The organism is Marinobacter sp. KM021 (genome assembly GCF_050707965.1).
Classification (GTDB): Bacteria; Pseudomonadota; Gammaproteobacteria; order Pseudomonadales; family Oleiphilaceae; genus Marinobacter; species Marinobacter shengliensis.
Genome location: NZ_CP136129.1, coordinates 1,030,566 through 1,050,748, shown reverse-complemented (window position 1 = coordinate 1,050,748; position 20,183 = coordinate 1,030,566). Strand labels below are relative to the sequence as shown.

Annotated in this window: 16 protein-coding genes; 2 read left to right on the top strand and 14 right to left on the bottom strand. The window is 58.3% G+C overall.

The window, feature by feature from the left end:
• Window position 1 precedes the first annotated feature (1 nt).
• The 3 genes from RVM24_RS04920 to RVM24_RS04910 are packed head-to-tail and all read right to left on the bottom strand — an operon-like array spanning window position 2 to window position 3,996.
• Window positions 2-1,699 carry an AAA family ATPase gene (locus tag RVM24_RS04920; protein WP_431475030.1) on the bottom strand — a complete coding sequence of 566 codons (1,698 nt, stop codon included), beginning with the start codon at window positions 1,697-1,699 and terminating at the stop codon, window positions 2-4.
• 12 nt (window positions 1,700-1,711) lie between these two features.
• Window positions 1,712-3,199, bottom strand: coding sequence for a DUF3336 domain-containing protein (locus RVM24_RS04915; protein ID WP_431475029.1), 1,488 nt, complete (start codon window positions 3,197-3,199; stop codon window positions 1,712-1,714).
• A 23-nt stretch (window positions 3,200-3,222) separates the two neighbouring features.
• Window positions 3,223-3,996, bottom strand: a complete 774-nt coding sequence (locus tag RVM24_RS04910) for an MlaA family lipoprotein (RefSeq protein WP_431475028.1) — start codon at window positions 3,994-3,996, stop codon at window positions 3,223-3,225.
• An 86-nt stretch (window positions 3,997-4,082) separates the two neighbouring features.
• On the opposite strand from RVM24_RS04910, the gene RVM24_RS04905 reads away from it, so the two are divergent.
• Entirely contained in the window at window positions 4,083-4,490 is a 408-nt protein-coding gene (locus tag RVM24_RS04905) for an acyl-CoA thioesterase (protein ID WP_431475027.1), read from the top strand.
• Window positions 4,491-4,496: 6 nt separating this feature from the next.
• Here RVM24_RS04905 and RVM24_RS04900 read toward each other — a convergent pair whose 3' ends face one another.
• The 3 genes from RVM24_RS04900 to RVM24_RS04890 all read right to left on the bottom strand — a co-directional run bounded on the left by RVM24_RS04900 (window position 4,497) and on the right by RVM24_RS04890 (window position 11,523).
• Window positions 4,497-5,618 (bottom strand): beta-ketoacyl-ACP synthase III, encoded by a 1,122-nt coding sequence (locus tag RVM24_RS04900; RefSeq protein ID WP_061331113.1) that lies wholly within the window; start codon window positions 5,616-5,618, stop codon window positions 4,497-4,499.
• A 149-nt stretch (window positions 5,619-5,767) separates the two neighbouring features.
• Window positions 5,768-9,628: an ATP-dependent RNA helicase HrpA gene (gene hrpA, locus RVM24_RS04895; protein WP_431475392.1), complete on the bottom strand. Its 3,861-nt coding sequence runs from the start codon at window positions 9,626-9,628 to the stop codon at window positions 5,768-5,770.
• A 218-nt stretch (window positions 9,629-9,846) separates the two neighbouring features.
• Window positions 9,847-11,523: a long-chain fatty acid--CoA ligase gene (locus RVM24_RS04890; RefSeq protein WP_061331112.1), complete on the bottom strand. Its 1,677-nt coding sequence runs from the start codon at window positions 11,521-11,523 to the stop codon at window positions 9,847-9,849.
• 234 nt (window positions 11,524-11,757) lie between these two features.
• Between RVM24_RS04890 and RVM24_RS04885 the strand changes: the two genes are divergently transcribed.
• On the top strand, window positions 11,758-12,243 hold the full coding sequence (locus tag RVM24_RS04885; protein WP_061331111.1) for a MaoC/PaaZ C-terminal domain-containing protein: 486 nt from the start codon (window positions 11,758-11,760) through the stop codon (window positions 12,241-12,243).
• A 12-nt stretch (window positions 12,244-12,255) separates the two neighbouring features.
• Here RVM24_RS04885 and RVM24_RS04880 read toward each other — a convergent pair whose 3' ends face one another.
• From RVM24_RS04880 to RVM24_RS04845, 8 genes are read right to left on the bottom strand one after another with little or no spacing between them, the layout of a single operon-like run.
• Window positions 12,256-13,206 carry an AgmX/PglI C-terminal domain-containing protein gene (locus RVM24_RS04880; protein WP_061331110.1) on the bottom strand — a complete coding sequence of 317 codons (951 nt, stop codon included), beginning with the start codon at window positions 13,204-13,206 and terminating at the stop codon, window positions 12,256-12,258.
• Complete coding sequence (locus RVM24_RS04875) at window positions 13,199-13,687, bottom strand: ExbD/TolR family protein (RefSeq protein WP_061331109.1); 489 nt, start codon at window positions 13,685-13,687, stop codon at window positions 13,199-13,201. The genes RVM24_RS04880 and RVM24_RS04875 overlap by 8 nt, the downstream gene beginning before the upstream one ends.
• Window positions 13,684-14,214: an ExbD/TolR family protein gene (locus RVM24_RS04870; protein WP_061331108.1), complete on the bottom strand. Its 531-nt coding sequence runs from the start codon at window positions 14,212-14,214 to the stop codon at window positions 13,684-13,686. Before RVM24_RS04870 ends, RVM24_RS04875 begins: the two co-directional genes overlap by 4 nt.
• 42 nt (window positions 14,215-14,256) lie before the next feature.
• Window positions 14,257-14,904, bottom strand: coding sequence for a MotA/TolQ/ExbB proton channel family protein (locus RVM24_RS04865; RefSeq protein WP_431475026.1), 648 nt, complete (start codon window positions 14,902-14,904; stop codon window positions 14,257-14,259).
• 25 nt (window positions 14,905-14,929) lie between these two features.
• Window positions 14,930-15,265 carry a hypothetical protein gene (locus tag RVM24_RS04860; protein ID WP_156471715.1) on the bottom strand — a complete coding sequence of 112 codons (336 nt, stop codon included), beginning with the start codon at window positions 15,263-15,265 and terminating at the stop codon, window positions 14,930-14,932.
• The gene (locus RVM24_RS04855; RefSeq protein WP_061331106.1) at window positions 15,262-15,753 is read right to left on the bottom strand and encodes a tetratricopeptide repeat protein; all 492 of its coding nucleotides are present in this window, start codon (window positions 15,751-15,753) and stop codon (window positions 15,262-15,264) included. The genes RVM24_RS04860 and RVM24_RS04855 overlap by 4 nt, the downstream gene beginning before the upstream one ends.
• The gene (bamD, locus tag RVM24_RS04850) at window positions 15,746-18,538 is read right to left on the bottom strand and encodes an outer membrane protein assembly factor BamD (protein ID WP_061331105.1); all 2,793 of its coding nucleotides are present in this window, start codon (window positions 18,536-18,538) and stop codon (window positions 15,746-15,748) included. Before bamD ends, RVM24_RS04855 begins: the two co-directional genes overlap by 8 nt.
• A complete protein-coding gene (locus RVM24_RS04845) occupies window positions 18,535-20,178 on the bottom strand; it encodes a tetratricopeptide repeat protein (RefSeq protein WP_061331104.1) in 1,644 nt (547 codons plus the stop codon). The genes bamD and RVM24_RS04845 overlap by 4 nt, the downstream gene beginning before the upstream one ends.
• Window positions 20,179-20,183 lie beyond the last annotated feature (5 nt).

Below are 20,183 nucleotides of genomic sequence, written 5' to 3'. Positions count from 1 at the left end.
CCTAACCGCTATTGCCCACACGGGCCGCTACAAGCCGGGGTACATTCGTGCCCAGGTCATTATTGATCTGGATAATGGTCATCGGCCCGGCAATTCCATCCACCGTCAGCCCTTTGGCCTCCTGATACCAGCGCACCTGTTCTTCGGTGGTCAGCCGCTTTACCCGGGCGCTCTCTGCCTGGTTCGGCGATATCCGGTCTGCCAACTCCATCATCCGCGCGCCCATCCATAACTGCGCCCCGGAAGTGCCTGCAAAAAAGCCATCACCCGACATATATTCGGGCATTCGCCACAGCACCCGGAAATCACCGTACCAATACTGCTCTAACTGGCGAAACGGGATTTCCCGGGTTTCACCCGCCAACTCGATACTGGCGGTATCACCCTCCAGAGATCGTAGCACCACAAAGCCGGTGTCGCCGCGCCCATTGCGCAAGTGCAGGATCGCCGGGCGATCCAGAAACTCCAGGCTGCGCCGGCTGCCCTGCCGTTCCAGACAGCCAAGGCGGACGCTCCGGGCGTAATCGCAGGCAACCGGAAACTGCCGGGCGTCATACTCTTCGCCCCAAACGCCGAACAGCTGGCCAAATGCCTCGGTCAGCGCTTGGGTGTGGCGTTCAAACTCAAAGGAGGTTACACCGGGTTCCGCTGGCTCCGGAAGCGTATTCGGCTCAGCGGTGTCGAATTCGGGCTCAGCCACCACCGGATCACTGATACGCTCGATGACGCCGGAGATGGCGGGTACTTCGAGGTCGTCAGCGAGGGTCTGCTCGGTTACCGGCAGCTGGAACAACCAGATGGTGCAGATGATCGCCACCAGAATCGACGCCGATAACAACAACAGCTGACCCGCGCGGGTAACGTCTCTACCACCCGCGGAGGTCTTCAGACGGCTATTACCGTGCACTTCCCGGGCAGCCTGTTGAATGTGGTCGGCCGTGATCTGGTGTTCACCCTCAGCATAAGCGCCCAGCAGCGCACGATCACTGATCAGGTTGATCAATCGGGGAATCCCCTGGCTCTGGCGATAGAGTTTCCGGACAGCGGCCGGGCTGAAGATATCTCCGCGCAGCCCGGCCACACTCAAACGGTAACGAAGGTAAGCCGGCAGGTCTGCCTGCTCAATGGCATCGAGGTGATACCGTGCGGTCACACGCTGGTTGAGCTGGCGCAATTCAGGCAGCGCCAACATGTCCTGTAGTTCCGGCTGCCCCAACAGCACAATCTGAAGAAGCTTTTTCTCGGCGGTTTCCAGGTTGGTGAGCAGGCGCAATTGTTCCAGCACATCGGCGGACAGGTTCTGGGCCTCATCAATAATCAGAACTTTATGACGGCCAGCAGCGTGGGCCTTGAGCAGGTCCTGATTGATGCCATCCACCAGCTGCTTGATGGTGGCTTCCGGCGCGTGGTCGATTTCCAGCTCGTCGCAGATCGAAGACAACAGTTCCCGGGCAGACAGCCGCGGATTGAGAATCAGCGCAATATCGACATGCTCGGGAGCATTCTCGATAAAACACCGGCACACGGTGGTTTTACCGGTTCCCACCTCACCGGTAATGACGATAAACCCGCCCTGCCCCTGCACGCCATACATCAGGTGTGCCAGGGCTTCCTTGTGGCGATCACTCAGGTACAGGTAGCGAGGGTCCGGTGCGATTGAAAACGGAGGTTCCCTAAAGCCGAAAAAATCGTAGTACATGGTTCCTCAGGATCAGGGTTTAGCCTTGTCGGCTCCGCTGACCAGTCGTAATTCAGCGGCCTTGCGGTTCTGTTGTTTCAGGCGACGAACGCACCGTTCAAGCGTTTTCGAAATGCGTGCGTGGGAGCGAATCATCGAAATTTTCGGCCAGGTTGCGCGCTCACCGGCCAGAATCATCTCACGAACATACTCCGGACTGGGGTTGGACAGCATACGACGGAAGTCCCGGAATGCATAGGTGGGCGCAATGGTCACATCACCGGAGTAACGCTGGGCCATAATGGTGTACATCTGACCAGCCATCTGCCGCATCAGTTCCGGGCGTACCCTTTTTCTCAGATAATCGAACACACCCTGGCCGTGGAACTGGATCTCGGACGCGACCAGATGCATCGGCAGCCTGCCCAGGGACAACTTTTCATCCCGACTCTGCTGGCTGAGGAACGGCACAACATGGGGATTGGTCTGGCTCACAATGGTGAAATTCACATCGTAAAGATGGACTAACCGTTCAATCGGAAGGTCGCTGACCACCGAGCCATCCACAAACTTCAACCGGGGCATGTAGGGCAGCGAATTGCCGTAAAGGTCTTTCTTCATCAGGGTGACGGGAGGAAAAATGCCCGGCACCGCGGCACTGGCCAGCGCGGCACTCCAAACCTGAATGTATGGCGAGGTATAACCGCACAACAATCGGGCCTTTTGGTGCGTCTGTACCGGTGACACACTGATATTGATACTACGACCAGTGCGCTGGTAAGCCTCCTCAAAGGTGTAGTCGCCGATGTTTGCCCGCAGGCAGTTTTTCAGGGTTTCCTGATCCATCAGGCCATCACCCCGCATGGCACTCATGATCCCCCGCCACTTCCAGGCGTTGAGGTTGTGGTTCTCGGGCACCAGCATTTCGGGGATTTCCGCGTCGGTATGCACGCCGAGGATACCGGCAATGATGGCACCAATACTGGAACCCGCGATAACCTGCGGTAGTAGGCCTTTTTCCCAGAGCGCCTTGATCACACCGAAATGGAACATACCCAGACTGGCGCCACCGCTGAGCAGCAACGTTGGCCTGCCATAACTGGTCAGGGTGTCTCGGAAAAACTGGAGCTTGTCATAAACGGGGAAGCCCGGCACCGGATGATCACACAGGTAATCCAGGGCCTCGCACACCTGGGTGATGTATTCCTCGATCAGGTGCTTGGTGCCAACCCGGGAACGGGTGTAAAGCGCAGGATTGCCCATGTTGCCAAGATCATGGTGGAGGCCTTCCCGGAGCGCTCGCTTCAAACGATCGAAGTCGTTCTGCTGACGATACTGTTTGATGTTACTGAGCCGGTCATAGATCAGCTCGTAGTGGTAAAGGTCAGACGCAAAGTCCTCCTTCCACTCCGCATTGCCTTCCAGAAAATCCAGTTCCAGCGCGGCAGCCTTCCACTGTTCATAATTGGGAGCTTCCGCCAACAATTTGCGGAATCGGGCTATCCTGGGGTCCTTGATCACCTGCGGCCTCCCGGCGTGAACGCTCAGAAATCGTCGAGCATGAAATCGTCATCATCTGCGAAGGGGTCTTGCGTGATCTTACCATCGTTAATCAGGAATTCACGACGCTGCAGGAAAGCATTACGCACAAACCTGTACCGGTCACCAGAAATAAAGCTTTCTGCCGGGATCAGGTCGGCCCGCTTATCAACCACCTGCAGTGCCCGCAGGTAATACCACTCGGGACTGCTAACCTCATCCCAGGCAGATGGCAAAAGGAACCCGTCAGTTGCCATGCCGGTAAAATAGCGCGGAGTCGCCGGGCCGAGGAGCGGCATCACCAGGTATGGGCCAGAGCCAACACCCCAGTACCCCAGGGTTTGACCAAAATCTTCCGGGCGCTCGGGCAAATCAAAGGCGGTGGCCACATCAAAAATACCCCCGAGGCCAAACACCGTGTTGTAGGTGAAGCGCCCGGCGGCCACCACGGCCGACTCTCCTTTCAACTGCAGCAAGCTGTTGCTGAAATTGCGGATTTCGGTGAGATTATTGAAAAAGTTGGTAATACCACGGTCGACAATCGTGGGCGTGACAGTGCGGTAGGCTTGAGCGACGGGACGAAGGAACCAACGATCAATGGCATCGTTGAACGAAAACACCTTCCGGTTCCAGTTCTCGTAGGGGTCATCAGTATTGACCGGGGTTGAACCCTCGGGAACCGGTTCCTGCATGTTCTGGGCGTGTAACTGGCCACCTGCAAACATCAGCAGGAGCAGAGCGGCCAGCGTGGTCAGGCGCCAGGATAAAAGGTTTCTCATTTTGCTCTCTCGGGTTGTTTAACCTGTTTCAGTTCGTCGACAATACCGGCGCTTGATTATTATGAACGTCATCCGGAGGAAATCAGATGTCAGTACCGGGAAATCCCGTCAGTTCCCTGACCATGTCGCTGCGATGGGGCGATATGGATGCATACGGCCACGCCAATAACACGGTTTACTTCCGCTTCTTTGAAGAAGCACGGATTGTCTGGCTGTCGTCACTGGAACTGGGTGGCGCGGAAGAGCCAACCGGACCGGTCATTATAAAGACCAGTGCCACATTTCTGAAGGAATTGACTCACCCCGCCAACGTCGTGGTTGAAACATACGCGGACAAAGCGGGAAATACCAGTCTGGATACCTACCACCTTCTGAAAGATTCAGATACAGGGGCGGTTTACGCGGAAGGCTACGCCAAGATCGTCTGGATGGATCGGGCGTCCCGAAAGTCCACCCCCCTGCCAGACACCCTGAGGGCCCTGGCAGCGAGGTAACAGGCCTCACCGGTGGCGAACAACCACGCTACCGATGGAATAGCCGGCGCCAAACGAGCAGATCACGCCCAGGTCGCCGGTTTTCAGGTCATCCTTGTGTTTATGGAAGGCAATGATCGAACCAGCCGAACTGGTGTTGGCGTATTCGTCCAGAATCACCGGCGCTTCCTCGACCGTTGCATCCCGGCCGAGAACCTTACGGGCAATCAGTTGGTTCATGTTCAGGTTGGCCTGGTGCAGCCACATGCGTTTGAGGTCTTCAGGCGTCAGCTGCAGGGATGCCAGATGGCCCTGAATGGTGTCTGCCACCAGCGGTGACACCTCTTTGAACACTTTGCGACCCTGCTGGATGAATAGCTTGTCCGGCTTGCCAATACCCGATTCGTCTGCCCGGTTCAGGAAGCCAAAGTTGTTCCGGATATTGTTGGAAAACTGAGTCTTCAGGCGGGTGCCGAGAATTTCAAAACCCTGGCCTGCCTGGGTGTCCTCTTCCCTTTCCACCAGAATCGCCGTGCAGGCATCGCCGAATATGAAGTGGCTGTCCCGGTCCCGGAAGTTCAGATGCCCGGAGCAAATTTCCGGACTGACCACCAGAACCCCTCTGGCGCTACCGTTTTCCACTGCGTTCACCGCGGCCTGGATTCCAAAGGTGGCGGAGCTGCAGGCCACATTCATGTCATAAGCAAAACCGTCGATGCCCATGGCTTGCTGGACTTCAATGGAAATGGCCGGATAGGCGCGCTGCAGGTTGGAACAGGCAACAATCACCGCATCCACATCTGCCGGGGTTTTGCCCGCCTGCTCCAGTGCTTCCTTACAGGCCACAATGGCCATCTCGCACTGGACTGACGGTTCGTCGTTATCCCGGTCCGGAATATTCGGTGTCATGCGCTTCGGGTCCAGGATACCTTCACGGTCAATCACATGACGGCGCTTGATACCCGATGCCTTTTCAATAAAGGCAGATGACGAAGGTTGCAGAGCCGTCAGTTCACCGCGGGCTATCTCTTCCGCATGTTCATCGTTATACAGCTCTACGTATTGATTGAAGGCTTCAACCAGTTGATCGTTTTCAATAATGGCGGGTGGCGTATACAGGCCGGTTCCGCTGATGACGGCTTTAATCACAATAACCCCACGTCATGGTTGTAATAAGACACTATGCTGTCAGAAATACTAACACACACGGCCGGAATTGCCCGCCTGACCAAAGTCCAGTAGCACCAGAACAGTGCAGCCCTCCCTCACACTGGCCCGAAAAGCACCCTGCTCAGGCCCTACACCCGTGTGTTCTGCCACTGTTTATCGAGTCGCTTGGCCGATACGGTCATCGCCGTGCCCAGTTGTTGGGCAAAGAATGAGATCCGATATTCTTCCAGCATCCAGCGGTACAGCTCCAGTTCAGGGTCCCGCACACCTTGGCGTTTCTGCTGTTCCAGCTTGGTGGCGTAGCGGGCCCATAGTGGCTCAATGGTGTGCAGGAATTCGCGCTCGCGGCCCATCTCCCTGGGCATTTTTTCCAGGCGAATCAAGGCAGCCTCGAAATACACCCCGAAGCGTTCCAGCCACTGGGATGGCGTGGCCACCAGGAAGCCCGGATAGACCAGGTGCTGAAGCTGGAATTTCAGATCTGCCATGCTCTGCGCCAGCGCCAGGTTAATTTTGCCCTTGAGCTGTTTGGCCACTTTCTGGTAACCGCTCATCGCCTGGTAAAGGCGTTCGTCGGCCTGCTCTAACGCCGGAATAAAATCCCCGCGGTGGGCATCGAACACTCGGATAAAGCTTTCTTCGTCTCTGGGCAGGGTTCCGGGCAGGAAGTGTTGCATCACCGCAGACAACAACAGATCGTCCAGCAGCACCTTCGCCTGTCCTACCGGGGCAAACATCAGCGCGGACTGTTTGAACCGGGGCAGCTTGCGCTCAAGGTCCGCGAGGGTGTTGCCAAACCGGTTGATGATCAGCCGGGCAATACCCCGGCGCATGGTGTCCTCAGCCGTTAGCCGGTCCAGGCAGCGAATGGACCGTACTTGCTTGCCCAGGTCCTCAAGGGCGGGATAGACGGTTACCTGCATACCGCCTTTTTCGGTCTGCACCTGCTCGGGCATATTGCCGAACTGCCAGTCACTGAATTCTTTCGGTGCTCTCGAACGATCATCGTCGCTGGTAGCCGAGGCCAGCGCCGCTTCCGCCCGACCCTCCAGCTTGGCCTGCAAATCGTCGGTATCCCGGCTCTCTGCCACCACTTTGCCTTTGTCTCCGGTTACCCGAAGGTTCATCCGCAGGTGCCGGGGCAATTCGTCCTCCGGCCAGGCTTCCGGATCAATCTGCACACCGGTCATCCGGCGCAGTTGATCCCCCAGTTTCAGGGCAAGGGGCTCGTTGCCAGGCTGAATGTTGGCGAGGGCAGCATCGACGAAATCCGGAACCGGCACAAAGTTACGGCGCAGGGATTTGGGCAACCCTTTCACCAGGGCGATGCATTTTTCTCGCAACAGCCCCGGCACCAGCCATTCCAGCCGGCGTGACGGAATCTGCTTGAGCGCCATCAACGGCACCTGCAGGGTTACCCCGTCCCGCTCGCTGGTGGGCTCGAATTCGTAACTGAGCGGGTACTTGACGCCTTCCCACTCCAGATAATCCGGGTATTGCTCCGCTGCGCCTTGGTCCAGCGGGCGCTGCAAGACATCGGCCTCGGTCAGCTCCAGTTTGCGAAGTTCATCGGCAGACAGGCCCTTCCACCAGCTTTCAAAGTGGCGACCGCTAACAATGTCTTTCGGCAGCCTCTGGTCGTAAAAGGCCACCAACACCTCGTCATCCACCAACAGGTCACGACGGCGGGTTTTCTTCTCCAGGTTCTCGACGGTATCGAGCATCTCCCGATTGCGGGCAATAAACGGAGCCTTTGAGCGGTAATCACCCTCCACCAGGGCGCGCCGGATGAACAGATTCCGGCATTCTTCCGGGTCTACCTTGGCGTAGGGAATGCGCCGCTTGGCGACGATATCGAGTCCATACAGCGTCACCTTCTCGTAACCCATCACCTGGGCACGCTTCTGCTCCCAGTGAGGTTCGAAAAAGTGGTGTTTCACCACATGGCCCGCCAGGGGTTCAACCCATTCCGGCTGGATGGCGGCTACCATGCGGGCGAACACCTTGCTGGTTTCCACAATTTCCGCCGCAACAATCCACTTGGGCCCGGACTTGGCCACCTTCGAACCAGGAAAGATCATCACTTTCCGATTTCGAGTGGCCAGGTATTCCCGCTTCTCTACCTTGACCGCAACGTGGCCCAGCAAACCGGCAAGAATCGCCTTGTGCATGGACTCATAGCTTGCCGGCTGCTTGTTCAGTGCCAGTTTCTGCTCCCGACAGATCAACGTCAGTTGCCGGTGAATATCCCGCCACTCGCGCATTCGCATCCAGCTCAGGAAGGTTTTCTGGCACAGTCTCTTTAGCTGGTTCTGGGATTGCTCCTGGCGTTGCTCCTCAAACCAGTTCCAGATATTCAACAAGGTGGCAAAGTCCGATTCCTTGTCGTTGAACGGTGCGTGAGCCTGGTCGGCTGCCTGCTGCTTGTCCTGGGGCCGCTCTCGCGGGTCCTGGACGCTGAGGCCGGCAATCACAATCAGCACTTCGCTCAGGCTGCCCTGCTCAGCGGCCGTCACCAGCATCCGGGCCAGGCGCGGGTCCAGTGGCAGGCGTGCCATGGTCCGGCCGAGACGGCTCACTCGGCGTTTATCGTCAACAGCGCTCAGCTCTTCCAGCAGCTTGTAGCCATCGTTCACCTGGCGGCGATCCGGCGCTTCCAGGAAGGGGAAATTCTGGATATCGCCCAGGCCCGAGGTGGCCATTTGCAGGATGACCGAGGCCAGATTGGTTCTCAGGATTTCCGGGTCGGTATACTCGGGCCGGTTAAGAAAATCGGCTTCATCATAGAGCCGAAAACAAATACCTGGCGCCACCCGCCCGCAACGCCCCGCCCGCTGGTTGGCGCTGGCCTGGGAGATCGGCTCGATCGGCAACCGCTGAATCTTGGAGCGAACGCTGTAACGGCTGATACGGGCAACCCCGGTATCGATCACATAACGAATGCCGGGTACCGTCAGCGAGGTTTCCGCCACGTTGGTGGACAACACAAGCCGCCGCCCTTTGTGAGCCTGGAAAACGCGGTTTTGCTCCTGGTTACTGAGCCGGGAATATAACGGCAATACTTCGGTGTGTCGCAGCTCCGCATGCCGCAGCACTTTACTGAGCGCCCGTATTTCCCGCTCACCCGGCAGGAACACCAGCACATCTCCTGGGGGCTGCTTCTCCTTGCGTTCGTGCTGTTCGATCTCCTCAAGGGCTGACAGTACGCCGTCGGTCCAACCCTGGTCACGGTCGTCTTCATCGCCGGTCAGGGGCCGATAGCGGACATCCACCGGAAAGGTTCGGCCACTGACTTCGATTACCGGCGCCTGATCAAAGAATTCGCTGAAGCGATCAACCTCGATGGTGGCCGAGGTAATGATGACTTTCAGATCCGGCCGTTTCGGTAACAGTTGCTTGAGGTACCCGAGCAGGAAATCGATATTCAGGCTTCGTTCATGGGCCTCATCGATAATCAGCGTGTCATAACGATCCAGAAAGCGGTCGTGCTGGATCTCCGCCAGCAGGATGCCATCGGTCATGACCTTGACCCGGGACGCCTCCGAGGTGTTGTCGGTAAAGCGCACCTGGTAACCGATCTGCTGGCCAACCTGTTCACCAATCTCCTCGGCGATGCGGGCGGCGACACTGCGCGCGGCAATCCGGCGCGGTTGAGTGTGGCCAATCAGCCCACGAACGCCACGGCCATGGTTCAGGCAGATTTTTGGAATCTGGGTGGTTTTACCGGAGCCGGTTTCGCCAGCGATGATCACCACCTGATGATGACGGATGGCCTCGCTGATGTCGTCCACCCGATCACTGACCGGTAGTCCCGGCGGAAAACTCGCTGGGCGGTGCAGCGCCTGACGCTGGCGCACCTTCTCAAGCCCCTGTTCCAAGCAGTTCGCCATCTGTTCCAGGTCTTTCTGGCCCGGCTTGCCCTTGGTTCGGCCCACTCTGCGGATAATGCGCGCCGCTTCCTGCTGGTTACAGACATCCAGCTGGCTCATAAAGGCCTTCACTGCCGCCTGAGGATCAGCAGCCGTGGGTTGGGCGTTATCGGGCGTTGTTTTGTCAGTCATTGAACGGCAACAGACTCATGGATTGATGGATGCATCACAAGGCGCCACAGTCTAGCGGGAAATCCAAACGGTAGAAACACAAAGACCCTGCATGAGCAGGGTCTTTGTGGGAAGCAGTGCAACCTCGCGGTTGCAACAATCGCCGTTTACTTGGCGTTGGCTTCGTCCCGCAGTTCACGGCGCAGAATCTTGCCCACATTACTCTTGGGCAGCTCATCCCGGAACTCGAAGTGCTTGGGCACTTTGTAGGCGGTCAGGCGCTCGCGGCAGAACTCTTTGAGCTCGTTTGCGGTGACACCGTCTTTCGTGGGCACCACGTAGACCTTGACGGCCTCGCCACTCTTGGCGTCCGGGATACCTACAGCGGCGCACTCAACCACCTTCGGATGGCTGGTTACCACGTCTTCAATCTCGTTCGGGAACACGTTGAAGCCAGAGACAATGATCATGTCTTTCTTGCGATCAACAATGCGGATGTAGCCATCTTCCTGGATCAGTGCAACGTCACCGGTTTTCAGGAAGCCATCGTCAGTGAAGGACTTCTGTGTGTCTTCCGGGCGCTGCCAGTAACCACGCATCACCTGCGGGCCTTTCACACACAGTTCCCCGGGCTCACCGATGGGTGTTTCGTTGCCGTCGTCGTCGATGGTTTTAACCACGGTGGACGGGATCGGCAGGCCGATGGTGCCGATCTGGATGGCGCTGCGAGGGTTGAAGGTAACCACCGGAGAGGTTTCAGTCATGCCGTACCCTTCACTGATCTCACAACCGGTCACCCGCTCCCACATTTTTGCGGTATCGCTGGTCAGCGCCATACCACCAGAAGCCGTCAGCTTCAGGCCGGAGAAATCCAGATCCTGGAAGTCCTCATTGTTACACAGGGCCACGAACAGGGTATTCAGGCCAATAAAAGCAGAGAACTTCTGCTTCTGCATTTCCTTCACGAAGCCCGGAATATCGCGCGGGTTCGGGATCAGAACGTTGTGGGCGCCGGCTTCCAGCATGATGCCGCAGTTCAGGGTAAACGAGTAGATGTGGTACAGCGGCAGCGGTGCAATCACCACTTCCTTGCCCTCTTCTACCTGGTCTTCCATCATCGGGCGCACCTGGGTCAGGTTGGCCACCAGGTTAGCGTGGGTCAGCATCGCGCCCTTGGCGACACCCGTGGTGCCACCGGTGTACTGCAGTACAGCCAGGTCGTCCAGATTGATGTCAACCGGAGTGAACTTCTCACGGGCACCGGCACTGAGCACCGCCGGCAGTTTGTGGGCAGTCGGCAGGTTGTAGGACGGAACCATCTTCTTGACGTGCTTCACCACAGCGTTCATCAGGGTACGCTTGATGGGTGAATGCATATCGGCAATTTCAGTCACGATCACGTGCTCAATGCCGGTATGGGGCAGCACTTTTTCCGCATTGTCTGCCATGTTGGCCAGCACCACCAGCGCCTTGGCACCGGAATCGTTGAACTGGTGTTCCATTTCACGGGTGGTGTACAGGGGGTTGGTGTTAACCACGATCAGGCCAGCACGCATGGCACCGAAGACAATCACCGGGTACTGGGTAATGTTGGGCATTTGCACCGCAATGCGATCACCCGGTTTGAGATCGGTTTTGTTCTGCAGCCAGGCCGCAAAATTACGGCTCTGAGTATCAAGATCCCGGTATGTCAGGGTGACGCCAACCGCAGTGAACGCAGGCTTGTCTGCAAACTTCTTAACAGCCTGTTCAAATACATCCACCATGTTTTTGTATTTCTTGAGATCTACCTCACGGGGAATGCCGGCGGGGTACTTGTCTTGATAGAACTGCTCAAAATCCATCACCATCTCCTGTCTGATTGGCGCTATTGGGGAGCCACCGGATGGGTTCAGAAGCTCCCTGATTGTAATGTTTTGCCAAGGCCGAACTGATCAAAAAATCAACCCGACAAAAGTCTCAGCCTTAAAAAGTCGGGAGAGAATAGCAGTTTTGTTAACGATGAGGTAGTTTCCGAAGCGTTAAACGGTACAACTGTATACCCCTTTCAAACACTTCTTCCATCACCGGAGTCTGTGATGAGCGACACCCTGGATACCCTTGAAAATATTACCTATGACGAATTGAACGAGGGCGACTCTGCCACCTTCACCCGGACACTGACCGAAGATGAGCTGGTATTGTTTGCAGCGGTGTCGGGGGATGTGAACCCGGTACACCTGGACTCCCAGTTTGCCGCGGAGTCCATGTTCAAAGAGCGCATTGCCCATGGAATGTGGAGTGGCTCTCTGATTTCTGCCGCACTGGCCACGGTCATGCCCGGCCCCGGCACCATTTACCTTGAGCAGAGCCTGTCGTTCAAGCGCCCGGTCAAACTGGACGACACCCTGACCGTCACCCTCACCGTAGTGCGCAAAGAACCGAAGAATCGCGTGGTACTCCAGTGCGATGTGCGCAATCAGAATGACAGCCAAGTGGTGACCGGCGAGGCGAAAGTCATCGCCCCCACCGAGAAAATCTCACTGCAAAAGCCACGCCTGCCGAAAATTACTATCGAAAGCTGAGGTCGGGCCCTGTCAGCCCGGGAGGAAATCGATCGGGAATCGAACCTTCCGGGTTTCGACATTGTCTGCGCCAAAATTGAACATCTGTACCCGCATGGCAATGCGTTGCTCCAGGGCCGGGTTGCCCAGCTCTGAGCTGACCACCTGGCATGCGGACACCGAGCCGTCCGGCTCTATCACCAGCTCCAGGGTGACTTTGCCTTCCAGCGTCGGGTCCTGTCGCAGTTCCCGCTGGTACAGGCCGTAGAGCACACTTTTCTGGGTATCAAACACCTGCCGGATATTGCTCATGGCCCGCTCACCTACCGAGGGCCTGGCCGGGGTTGCCGGGTCAACCGCCACTTCCCGGGGCGCAGAAACAGTTTGCATGCTATGCTCTGCCAGCGCCACTTCCCGGGCCGGCCCCTCACGGCTCTGGACGCCGCCACTGCCGGCTAACACCCTGGAGCGGTCGCCTTCCGGTTGCTGCACCTCTGCCTGTGCATCACCAATATTGGCGGTTCGATTCTCGGGCCGGGCTGAGGGCTCTGGCGCCTTCAGTGCCGCAAGCCGGTCTTTCATGGCAAACAAACCAGAACGTGCGGCATTTTCCCTCGCCTGTTCAGTGGTCTGCTCTTGGGGTGCCGAGACCCTGGGTTCCGGACGGGGTTCCGGGTCGGCCACGACCGGTTCAGCTTCCGCCCGCTCGGGTTCAGGCTCCGGCGAGGGCTCTGGCTCTGGCTCTGGCTCTGGCACTTCAACTACAGCGGGTTTTGGCGCCTCCACCAACTGCGCCAGCCGCGGCGGAATGCGCTCTGCTTCCGACCGTTCCCGTTCGGGCACCTGCAGGTTTGGAATGATGAGCGCCGGCACCAGAAACAACGCAAGCATGACTGCGAGTATCACACCGAAACGCGCGCTCTCCCATCCATCTCTGCTCCAGGGAAGGCGGGAAATTTGTGTGCCTGGCTTGCGTTCAGCCATTGCGCACCTCCCCCTCTACCGCCAGCCGGACCTGCCGGAAATCCTCGTCCACGCAGGTTTGCATGATCTTGCGCAGTAACCGGTAGTCGGTCTCTTTCCCCGCCATGATGGTGACTTCCAGTCCCTGATCTGGCACTTCCGCCCATCGGCCCCGTCGATACGCCAGCTCCTCAGACAGGCCCGCAATGTGAGTGTCCGAGGCCTCAATGCCGTCCAGCCTCGCCACTTCCCGGCCCTGAACCAGAATGGATCGGCCACTGACCTGCACGGTCAGGTTCTCCACGGCTTCTTTCTCCGCCGTCGAGGTGGGCAAAGGCACGTCTGCTGTATTCTGCATTACCTTCACATCGGAGGAATTCACCATCAGAAAGAACACGAGAATGGTGAATATATCCATCAGCGACACCAGGTTCAGGCCACCGGCCGTATGCATCCTGCCGTAATGGCGTTGGCGCAGACGGGCGCGACGCGATGCCTTCATACTCCACCCCCGTCTGCTGCTGACGCACTCTGCGCAAGGGTACGATCTTCGCCTGCATCCATCAGGGACACATCCGGGAACAACTCAGCCTCCACCACGCTGGCGGCAACCACTGCCGGGTAAGAGCGGACTGTGTCCATAACGGTTACCAGTGTCTGATAATCCACATCCGGGCCTACTTCCAGGGTTACGTCGGTCTTTTCGGGCATACGGGCCTTGATCTGCTGAAGAAGGGCGCTGAGCCCCTGGTAGTCCTGGCCGCCATCCTTGACCGGAAGCACTTCAATCAGCCCGCGCTCACTGTCGGCCACTTCCAGGCCACCGGGAATAACAGTGACCACCAGCCGGAAATTTTCAGAGGCTGGCGCCTGCCCGGCTTCCATCCCCGGAAAATTCAGCTCTATCATGCGGATCTGCGTGAATACCATGCCCAGCAACAACACCGGTACCAGCACAATCATCAGGTTCAGAAACGCGGTAATGTCCAGATCCGCCTGAGCCGTCAGCCTGCGATGTCTGCGTCTCATATCGCCATACTCCTGTTTACACTGGCTGAAACACGAAGTGCATCAGGCGGCTACCCTGCCGGCGTCGGGATCTGACACCATATTCAACAGCTTGACCCCGGCCATCTCGAAACTGTCCACGATTTCATTGGTTCGGGTTTGCAGCAAGGCGTGGAACAACAGCAAGGGAATGGCGGATATCAGGCCAAAGGCGGTGGTGTTCATGGCTACCGAGATGCTTTCCGACAACAAGGTGGCCTTCTGGGCAGGATCGGCTGCGGCAACGGCGGTGAACGCCGCGATCAGGCCAATGATGGTACCAAGCAGGCCCAAAAGAGTGGCCACATTGGCCAGGGTTGCCAGGTACTGAGTGCGCTTTTCCAGGCGCGGCAGTACTTCCATCAAACCTTCCTCCATAGCGTATTCGATATCTTCACGGCGGCTGTTATTCAACAACCGGGAAATACCCGCCCCGAGCACCGAGGCAATGGCACTGTCGGAACTGGTTGCCGCCTTCATGGCGCGCTGGTAGTCCCGTTTTTGCAGGGCGGGCAGAATACCGCGCTCAAACGCCAGGCGGTTGCGCCGCCGCACCGACCTCAGATAAAGAAACCGTTCAAGCGTGATCGCCAGCCCCAGCGCCAACACAATGGCAATGGGGTACATGAATGGACCGCCGTCCTGAAAAAATCGAATGATGGTATCGAGCATGCCTTTGTCTCCGTTTACTGCAGGGTCACGGTTGGCCCGGACCGGCCGCATTCACGGCTGGCTTCAGGACCAATGGGTTCAGGGATTCCCGGAACTGGCGATGATTCTCCAGCACCTGAGGGGAAAGGGGTTGGTTAAGCTCCGGCGCCTGGCTATTGAGCTCTGCCCTGGGCCTTCTGGGCAGCGTCGGGTTCTGCCAGGGCAGAATGTAAAGCACCCTGGGGTCATCGTCCCCCACGCTGGCAGACAAACCGCTCACTGTCAGGGCCGATTGTTCCGGGTCTTCCGCGGTGGCCGCCTGGAAAAAACCACTGGCCAGCACAACAATGCAGAGGCGGAGAAGATTCCGGCCGATGCTCATTGCAGCCTCCGCTCAAGGTCGGCAATCCAGCCGGCGACCAGCTTGTCTTCCTCACCGGTCAACGCCCGGTATCGCTGGTAATGGACCAGTGCCTTATCAAGATCCAGCAGATAAAGCTCACTGATCACCGCCAGGTTGTAATGCAGTTGGGCAACCTCTGGAGCCGCCTCCACGCCCTGCTCCAGCAGGTTGGCCGCGTCCCGGAAACGGTTTTGCTGTTTCAGCAAAAGCGCCAGGTTATTGACCGTTGTCGCGTCGCTGGGGTCCAGGGCCACCGAGGTCTGCCAGGCCTTGATGGCCCCAGGGATGTCGCCGTTCTCATGGGCGTTCACCCCCTTTATGGCCCACTCTCTCGCCTGTTCCGGTGAATGCACAGGCTGCACCGCGGCCCGCTCGGGGGTTTTGCCGGGGCCAGTAGCGCAAGCGGTCAAACCCACCAGAACCGAGATGATCAGGGCACGTTGCGCGTAGTGAAAACCTTTAAGCACCTTCGTTCTCCTCCATGTTCCAGCTCATCCAGCGAAGTTCACGGTCGTAACGCCCCGGGTGCATGACGGCCAGCGCCTTCAGGCTCTGACCAATCCATTCATCAAAACCCTGGCTGGCAATGCGCCCGTGATTCCTGGAATGCAATTCCATTGCCCGCTCTTCCAGCGGCCAGGCTTCTTCTTCCAGAAGCATCTGGTATTGCATGGCTTCCAGCTCATTGAGTTCTGACGGTACCTCAGAAGCCATTAAGTCTGCCGCCAGGGTGCGATAGAGCTCGGCCCTTCGGTATAGCACCTCTGATGCCACAGTTTCTCCGGCAAAGGATTCCGCTTCGAGGAAATAGGCCTGGGCCTGCTCCATTGCCTTTTGCTTGCGTTCAAGTGCCCGCTCCAGGGGATGTTCCAGGCGGATGCCAGCAAATTCCTGAGCCACCGAAGCACCCAGGGCCAGCGCCGCCTTGCCGGCCCACAGCAGGGTTTCTTCCGAGTGCCACTGGCTAGCTGCTTCACGGGTGACCATCGCTTTCTGCTGGCGCACTGAATCAACACCGGATTCAATCAACCTCTGGCGCATGGTTTGCTGCTGCACATGATCAGCCGCCGCATCCGGATCCGGAGCAACCGCCAGCCAATCCACATACAGGGCATTGCGCTCGGGCAATTCACCGGCCTGGTGGTAGAGCGCCGCAGCGCGTAGCTTCAGCGGCCAGGGGTTTTGCGCACGTTCAGAGGCCGCCATCAATTCGCCGGCTGCTTTCAGAGGTTGACGGGATTCGTGGTAGGCGTAGACCAGTTTTTCACTGACCTCATCCGTGAGCTCATGGGCGGGGTAGTCGAGCCGGAAACGGTTCAGCTCGTTAATGGCCGTTTGCCATTCAGAAGCCTTGAGCAATGCATTACTGGCATCAAAGCGCGCCCGGATGGCAATCTCGGAATCGGGTAAAACGGAATTCACGCGCTGAAAATGGGCGACCGCCACGGCAGTGTCGCCACTGGCGGCCGCTTTCTCTCCCTGCCGGTAGATGGCGGTCGCCAGCTGCTCACGAATCTGCTCCGGTTCATCCTGAGTCGTGGCCACATCAGGCGCGCTGTCCACCAGCATCAGCGCCTGTCGCCAGGCCCGCTCTTCCAGCCCGTACTCCCCCGTCCTCTGACGCACCCGGGCGGTCACCAGCCAGGCGGCATAACGTTCTTCGTTATTCGCCGACTCAAGAACCAGTGTCGAGCGCGCATAAGCCAGCGCCTCATCCTGAGCACCAATCTCGTACCAGCGGTTTGCCAGGTCAGCCCTCAAACCTGAAAGCCTGGCGTCCTGCGCAAAGGTATTGCCGAATTGTTGCTCTTCACTGGACAATTCCGTCAAGACGCCTCGGTATGCCCCGGCAGCGCTCTCCTCTAGGGTCGATCTCAACACCTTGATAGCAGCCCAACCGGCCTCGGCCGCATCGGCGTATGGCTGGCCGTAACCCCGAGCGCCGTAAGCGGCGCTGCGATAGTTCTCCAGAGCCTTGTCACGATTGCCGGCCTGTAACCGGGCGTCGCCGGCCAGATGCAACAGTTTGCCCGTGTCGCCGGAATGGCCTGCAAGTGCTTCATAGTAGCCGGCCGCACTGGTCCAATCCTGTGCGGCGTAATGGTAATCCCCGAGGAAGCGCGCATAGTCCTGCCAGAGGGCCTGCTGTTGGCCCTTCAACTCTTGATACTCTGGCTGTGATTGGTATCGGGCCACATAATCTGCCCTCGCTTCACGAGCCTTACTGGTGTCGCCCGCCATCCGCCAGTAATCCACACTCTGAGCCAGGAAATCCGGAGCGGCTGAATGCTCGGGGTAGTTCCCGGCAAACGCCTGGTTGATGCCAACGGCCAGATCAAAACGCCCTTCAAGGGCATGCAAATCTGCCAGCCGGTCGTAAAGCAGGTGCGGCCAGGCCACTGGCGCTCGGTTGCCAAGCCACGCGGCCAATGTCGCAGAGTTGTCAGTCCGGGCGGCCATCAAAGCCAGCACCCGAAAACTGTCTTCAATCATGTCCAAACCAGTCTGCGGCGGATCCAGCAACGTGGCTTCGCTGGGCAGGTGTTGATCCAGCAATGCCATAAACGTCTCCGCCGACCGGTTCCAGGCCGCGGGCCCCTGTTTGAATTGGCTCCAACCCAGCATGTAACGGGCTTTCATGGCCAGGTCCTGGTGACCGTCACCTTCAATCAACTGCCGATACCCGGTTTCCGCTTCCTGATACTCGCCGGTGTTATAGGCGGCTTCGGCAATCCGGAACCGGGCTTCCGGCACCAGTGATGAGCGAGGGTACAGGCCCACCAGCTGTCTGAGTCGCTGGATGGACTCTTCATGCTGCCCAGTCAGTGCATGGGCTTTGGCCATCTGATAGAGCAACTCGTCGAGTTTGCCGGAGAAGGATCCGCGGGCCAGGATGCTTTCATAGCTGGCCAGAGCCTCTTCATAGACCGCCGACTGCTGCTCATCGGAGAAGCCAATATCCTGGCCGGAACGGTCTCGGATATTATTGAGGCGATTCAGCGCATCAATACGGACTTCAGGTTCGTCGGACTTCTCGAACAGTTTCTGATAGCGACGAGCCACCTCTTTCGGCGAGATTGCAGGCAGGGGGCGGCTTTCAAACTTGAGAAACACCGGGCGCATATCGCCCAGGGTTTCGCCATCCCGGCCGAGTTCCACACGGAACGATTCCTGGGCCGCTACGCTCCCACCTGGAACTGCAGATATCAGGATGACAGCGAGCGACAACCGACGCACAAACTGACGATTCATCGGGCAGCCTCCCCGATGTTTTCCAGCGCAAGATACTCGTATAGGTGCGCAATCTGTTGTTCGGTTTTATCCAGGGAGTGGGCCATCCGCTGCTGTTCAGCGGCAACCAGGGCCAGTGCCTTTTTATCAAGGTAGTCAGCAGCCCGGGCGCGGGCTTTGCTCACACGGGTCTGCAGGCTGGAGATCTCGCCCCGCAATTGCCGGGCCTCGGCAAGGTTGTCCCGCAACTGCTCTTGCCTGCCGGCTTCACGACGGGGCAAGGACGACAGACGCTGCCCACCAGACTGAAGCAAACGCTGCAACTGCCGGAGCCGGGCGATGTGATCTGCACTCAATGGGCGATCCGTAAGCTGTTCAAGTTGCCGGGTTAACGTGTCTTGCTGCTCCTGCAACGCGGCAAGTTGGCTGCCCCCACCACCATGATGGTTGTTTTCCAGGGCGCCGATAAATACATCGAGATCATGCTTGCTGCTCTCCAGCGAGAACGCCAGATCATCAAGCCGGGCTACCCGGCCAACCGCCGCCTGCCCCTCGGCGCTCTCAAGGAAGCGAAGGAGGTAAGCCAGCCGGGGCTGGGTCAACGTTCGGCTGTCGGCAAGGAACCATTGGGTATCAGCGCCCCGTGCGTCTGCCACCAACGCCTTGTAGGCACCTTCAGCACGGATTCGCTCTGCGAGCGAACCAAGCGTTACCCGCTCCCCTTCGTAGGCTGCGTTGGCAGCAAGCCAGGCTTCACCGGCCTGCCCCGGATAACCCGCCAGATCGTATCCACGGCCCATTCCGATCCAGGCATCGGCCACCCCGGGAAACGCCAGCGGGAATTTCTTGGCACGGTGCCAGCTCTGCATCGCCGCCCGGTGATTGCCCTTTTCGGACAAGGCAAAACCATGCAGGTACAAGGCCTGGGGGGTGTAATAGCTCTCCAGAGAGACTTTCTCAAGGAAGTCAGTGGCCTTGTCGTAATCCTGATTGCGCACAGACAAATAGCCTGCCCGGAGATAAAGCTGATTGCGCAGATCCGCGCTACGGGCACTGTCGGGGTCTTTCGCAGCCATGGCCATGGCAACCCTCAAAGACACCAGGGCCCTTGATGGATCAAGGTCATCCCGGGCGAAATCGCCCGCCAGGTTCATATAGCCCACTGCGGCCCAGTATCCGTTGTCCATACTGGCAAGGTATTGGCCGGCACGATCCGTTTTCCCCTGCTGCCGCTGTGTTTCCGCAAGGTTCAGCAGTGCTCTCTGGCGCACCTCGCCAAACCCGGTTCGGGCAGCCTCCTGATACCACTGCACTGCTTCGACCTGATTACTCTCTGCCTCTGCCAATCGGGCAAGCTCCAGAGCGGCATCGGCGCGATGAACGTTGCTGTTGAACACACGCTCCAGCAACGGTTTCGCCTCGCTGGTCTGGCCACTGGCCAGCAATACTCGCGCGCTAAGGTAGTCGGCGGAATCGCCTTTGACCTGGCCAGCCAGAGGAATAGCCTGTGCGATATTCCCGGTGTCCAGCGCAAACCGGGCAACACCAGCGGCCAGCTCTGTCGGCTCAGATTCCGAGGCTCCTGCCTGAGGCACCGCCAGGGTAAAAAGCACCAGCAAAGCCCGGGCAGCGCAATGAACGTTGCGAACAGGTCCCGTCATGATCG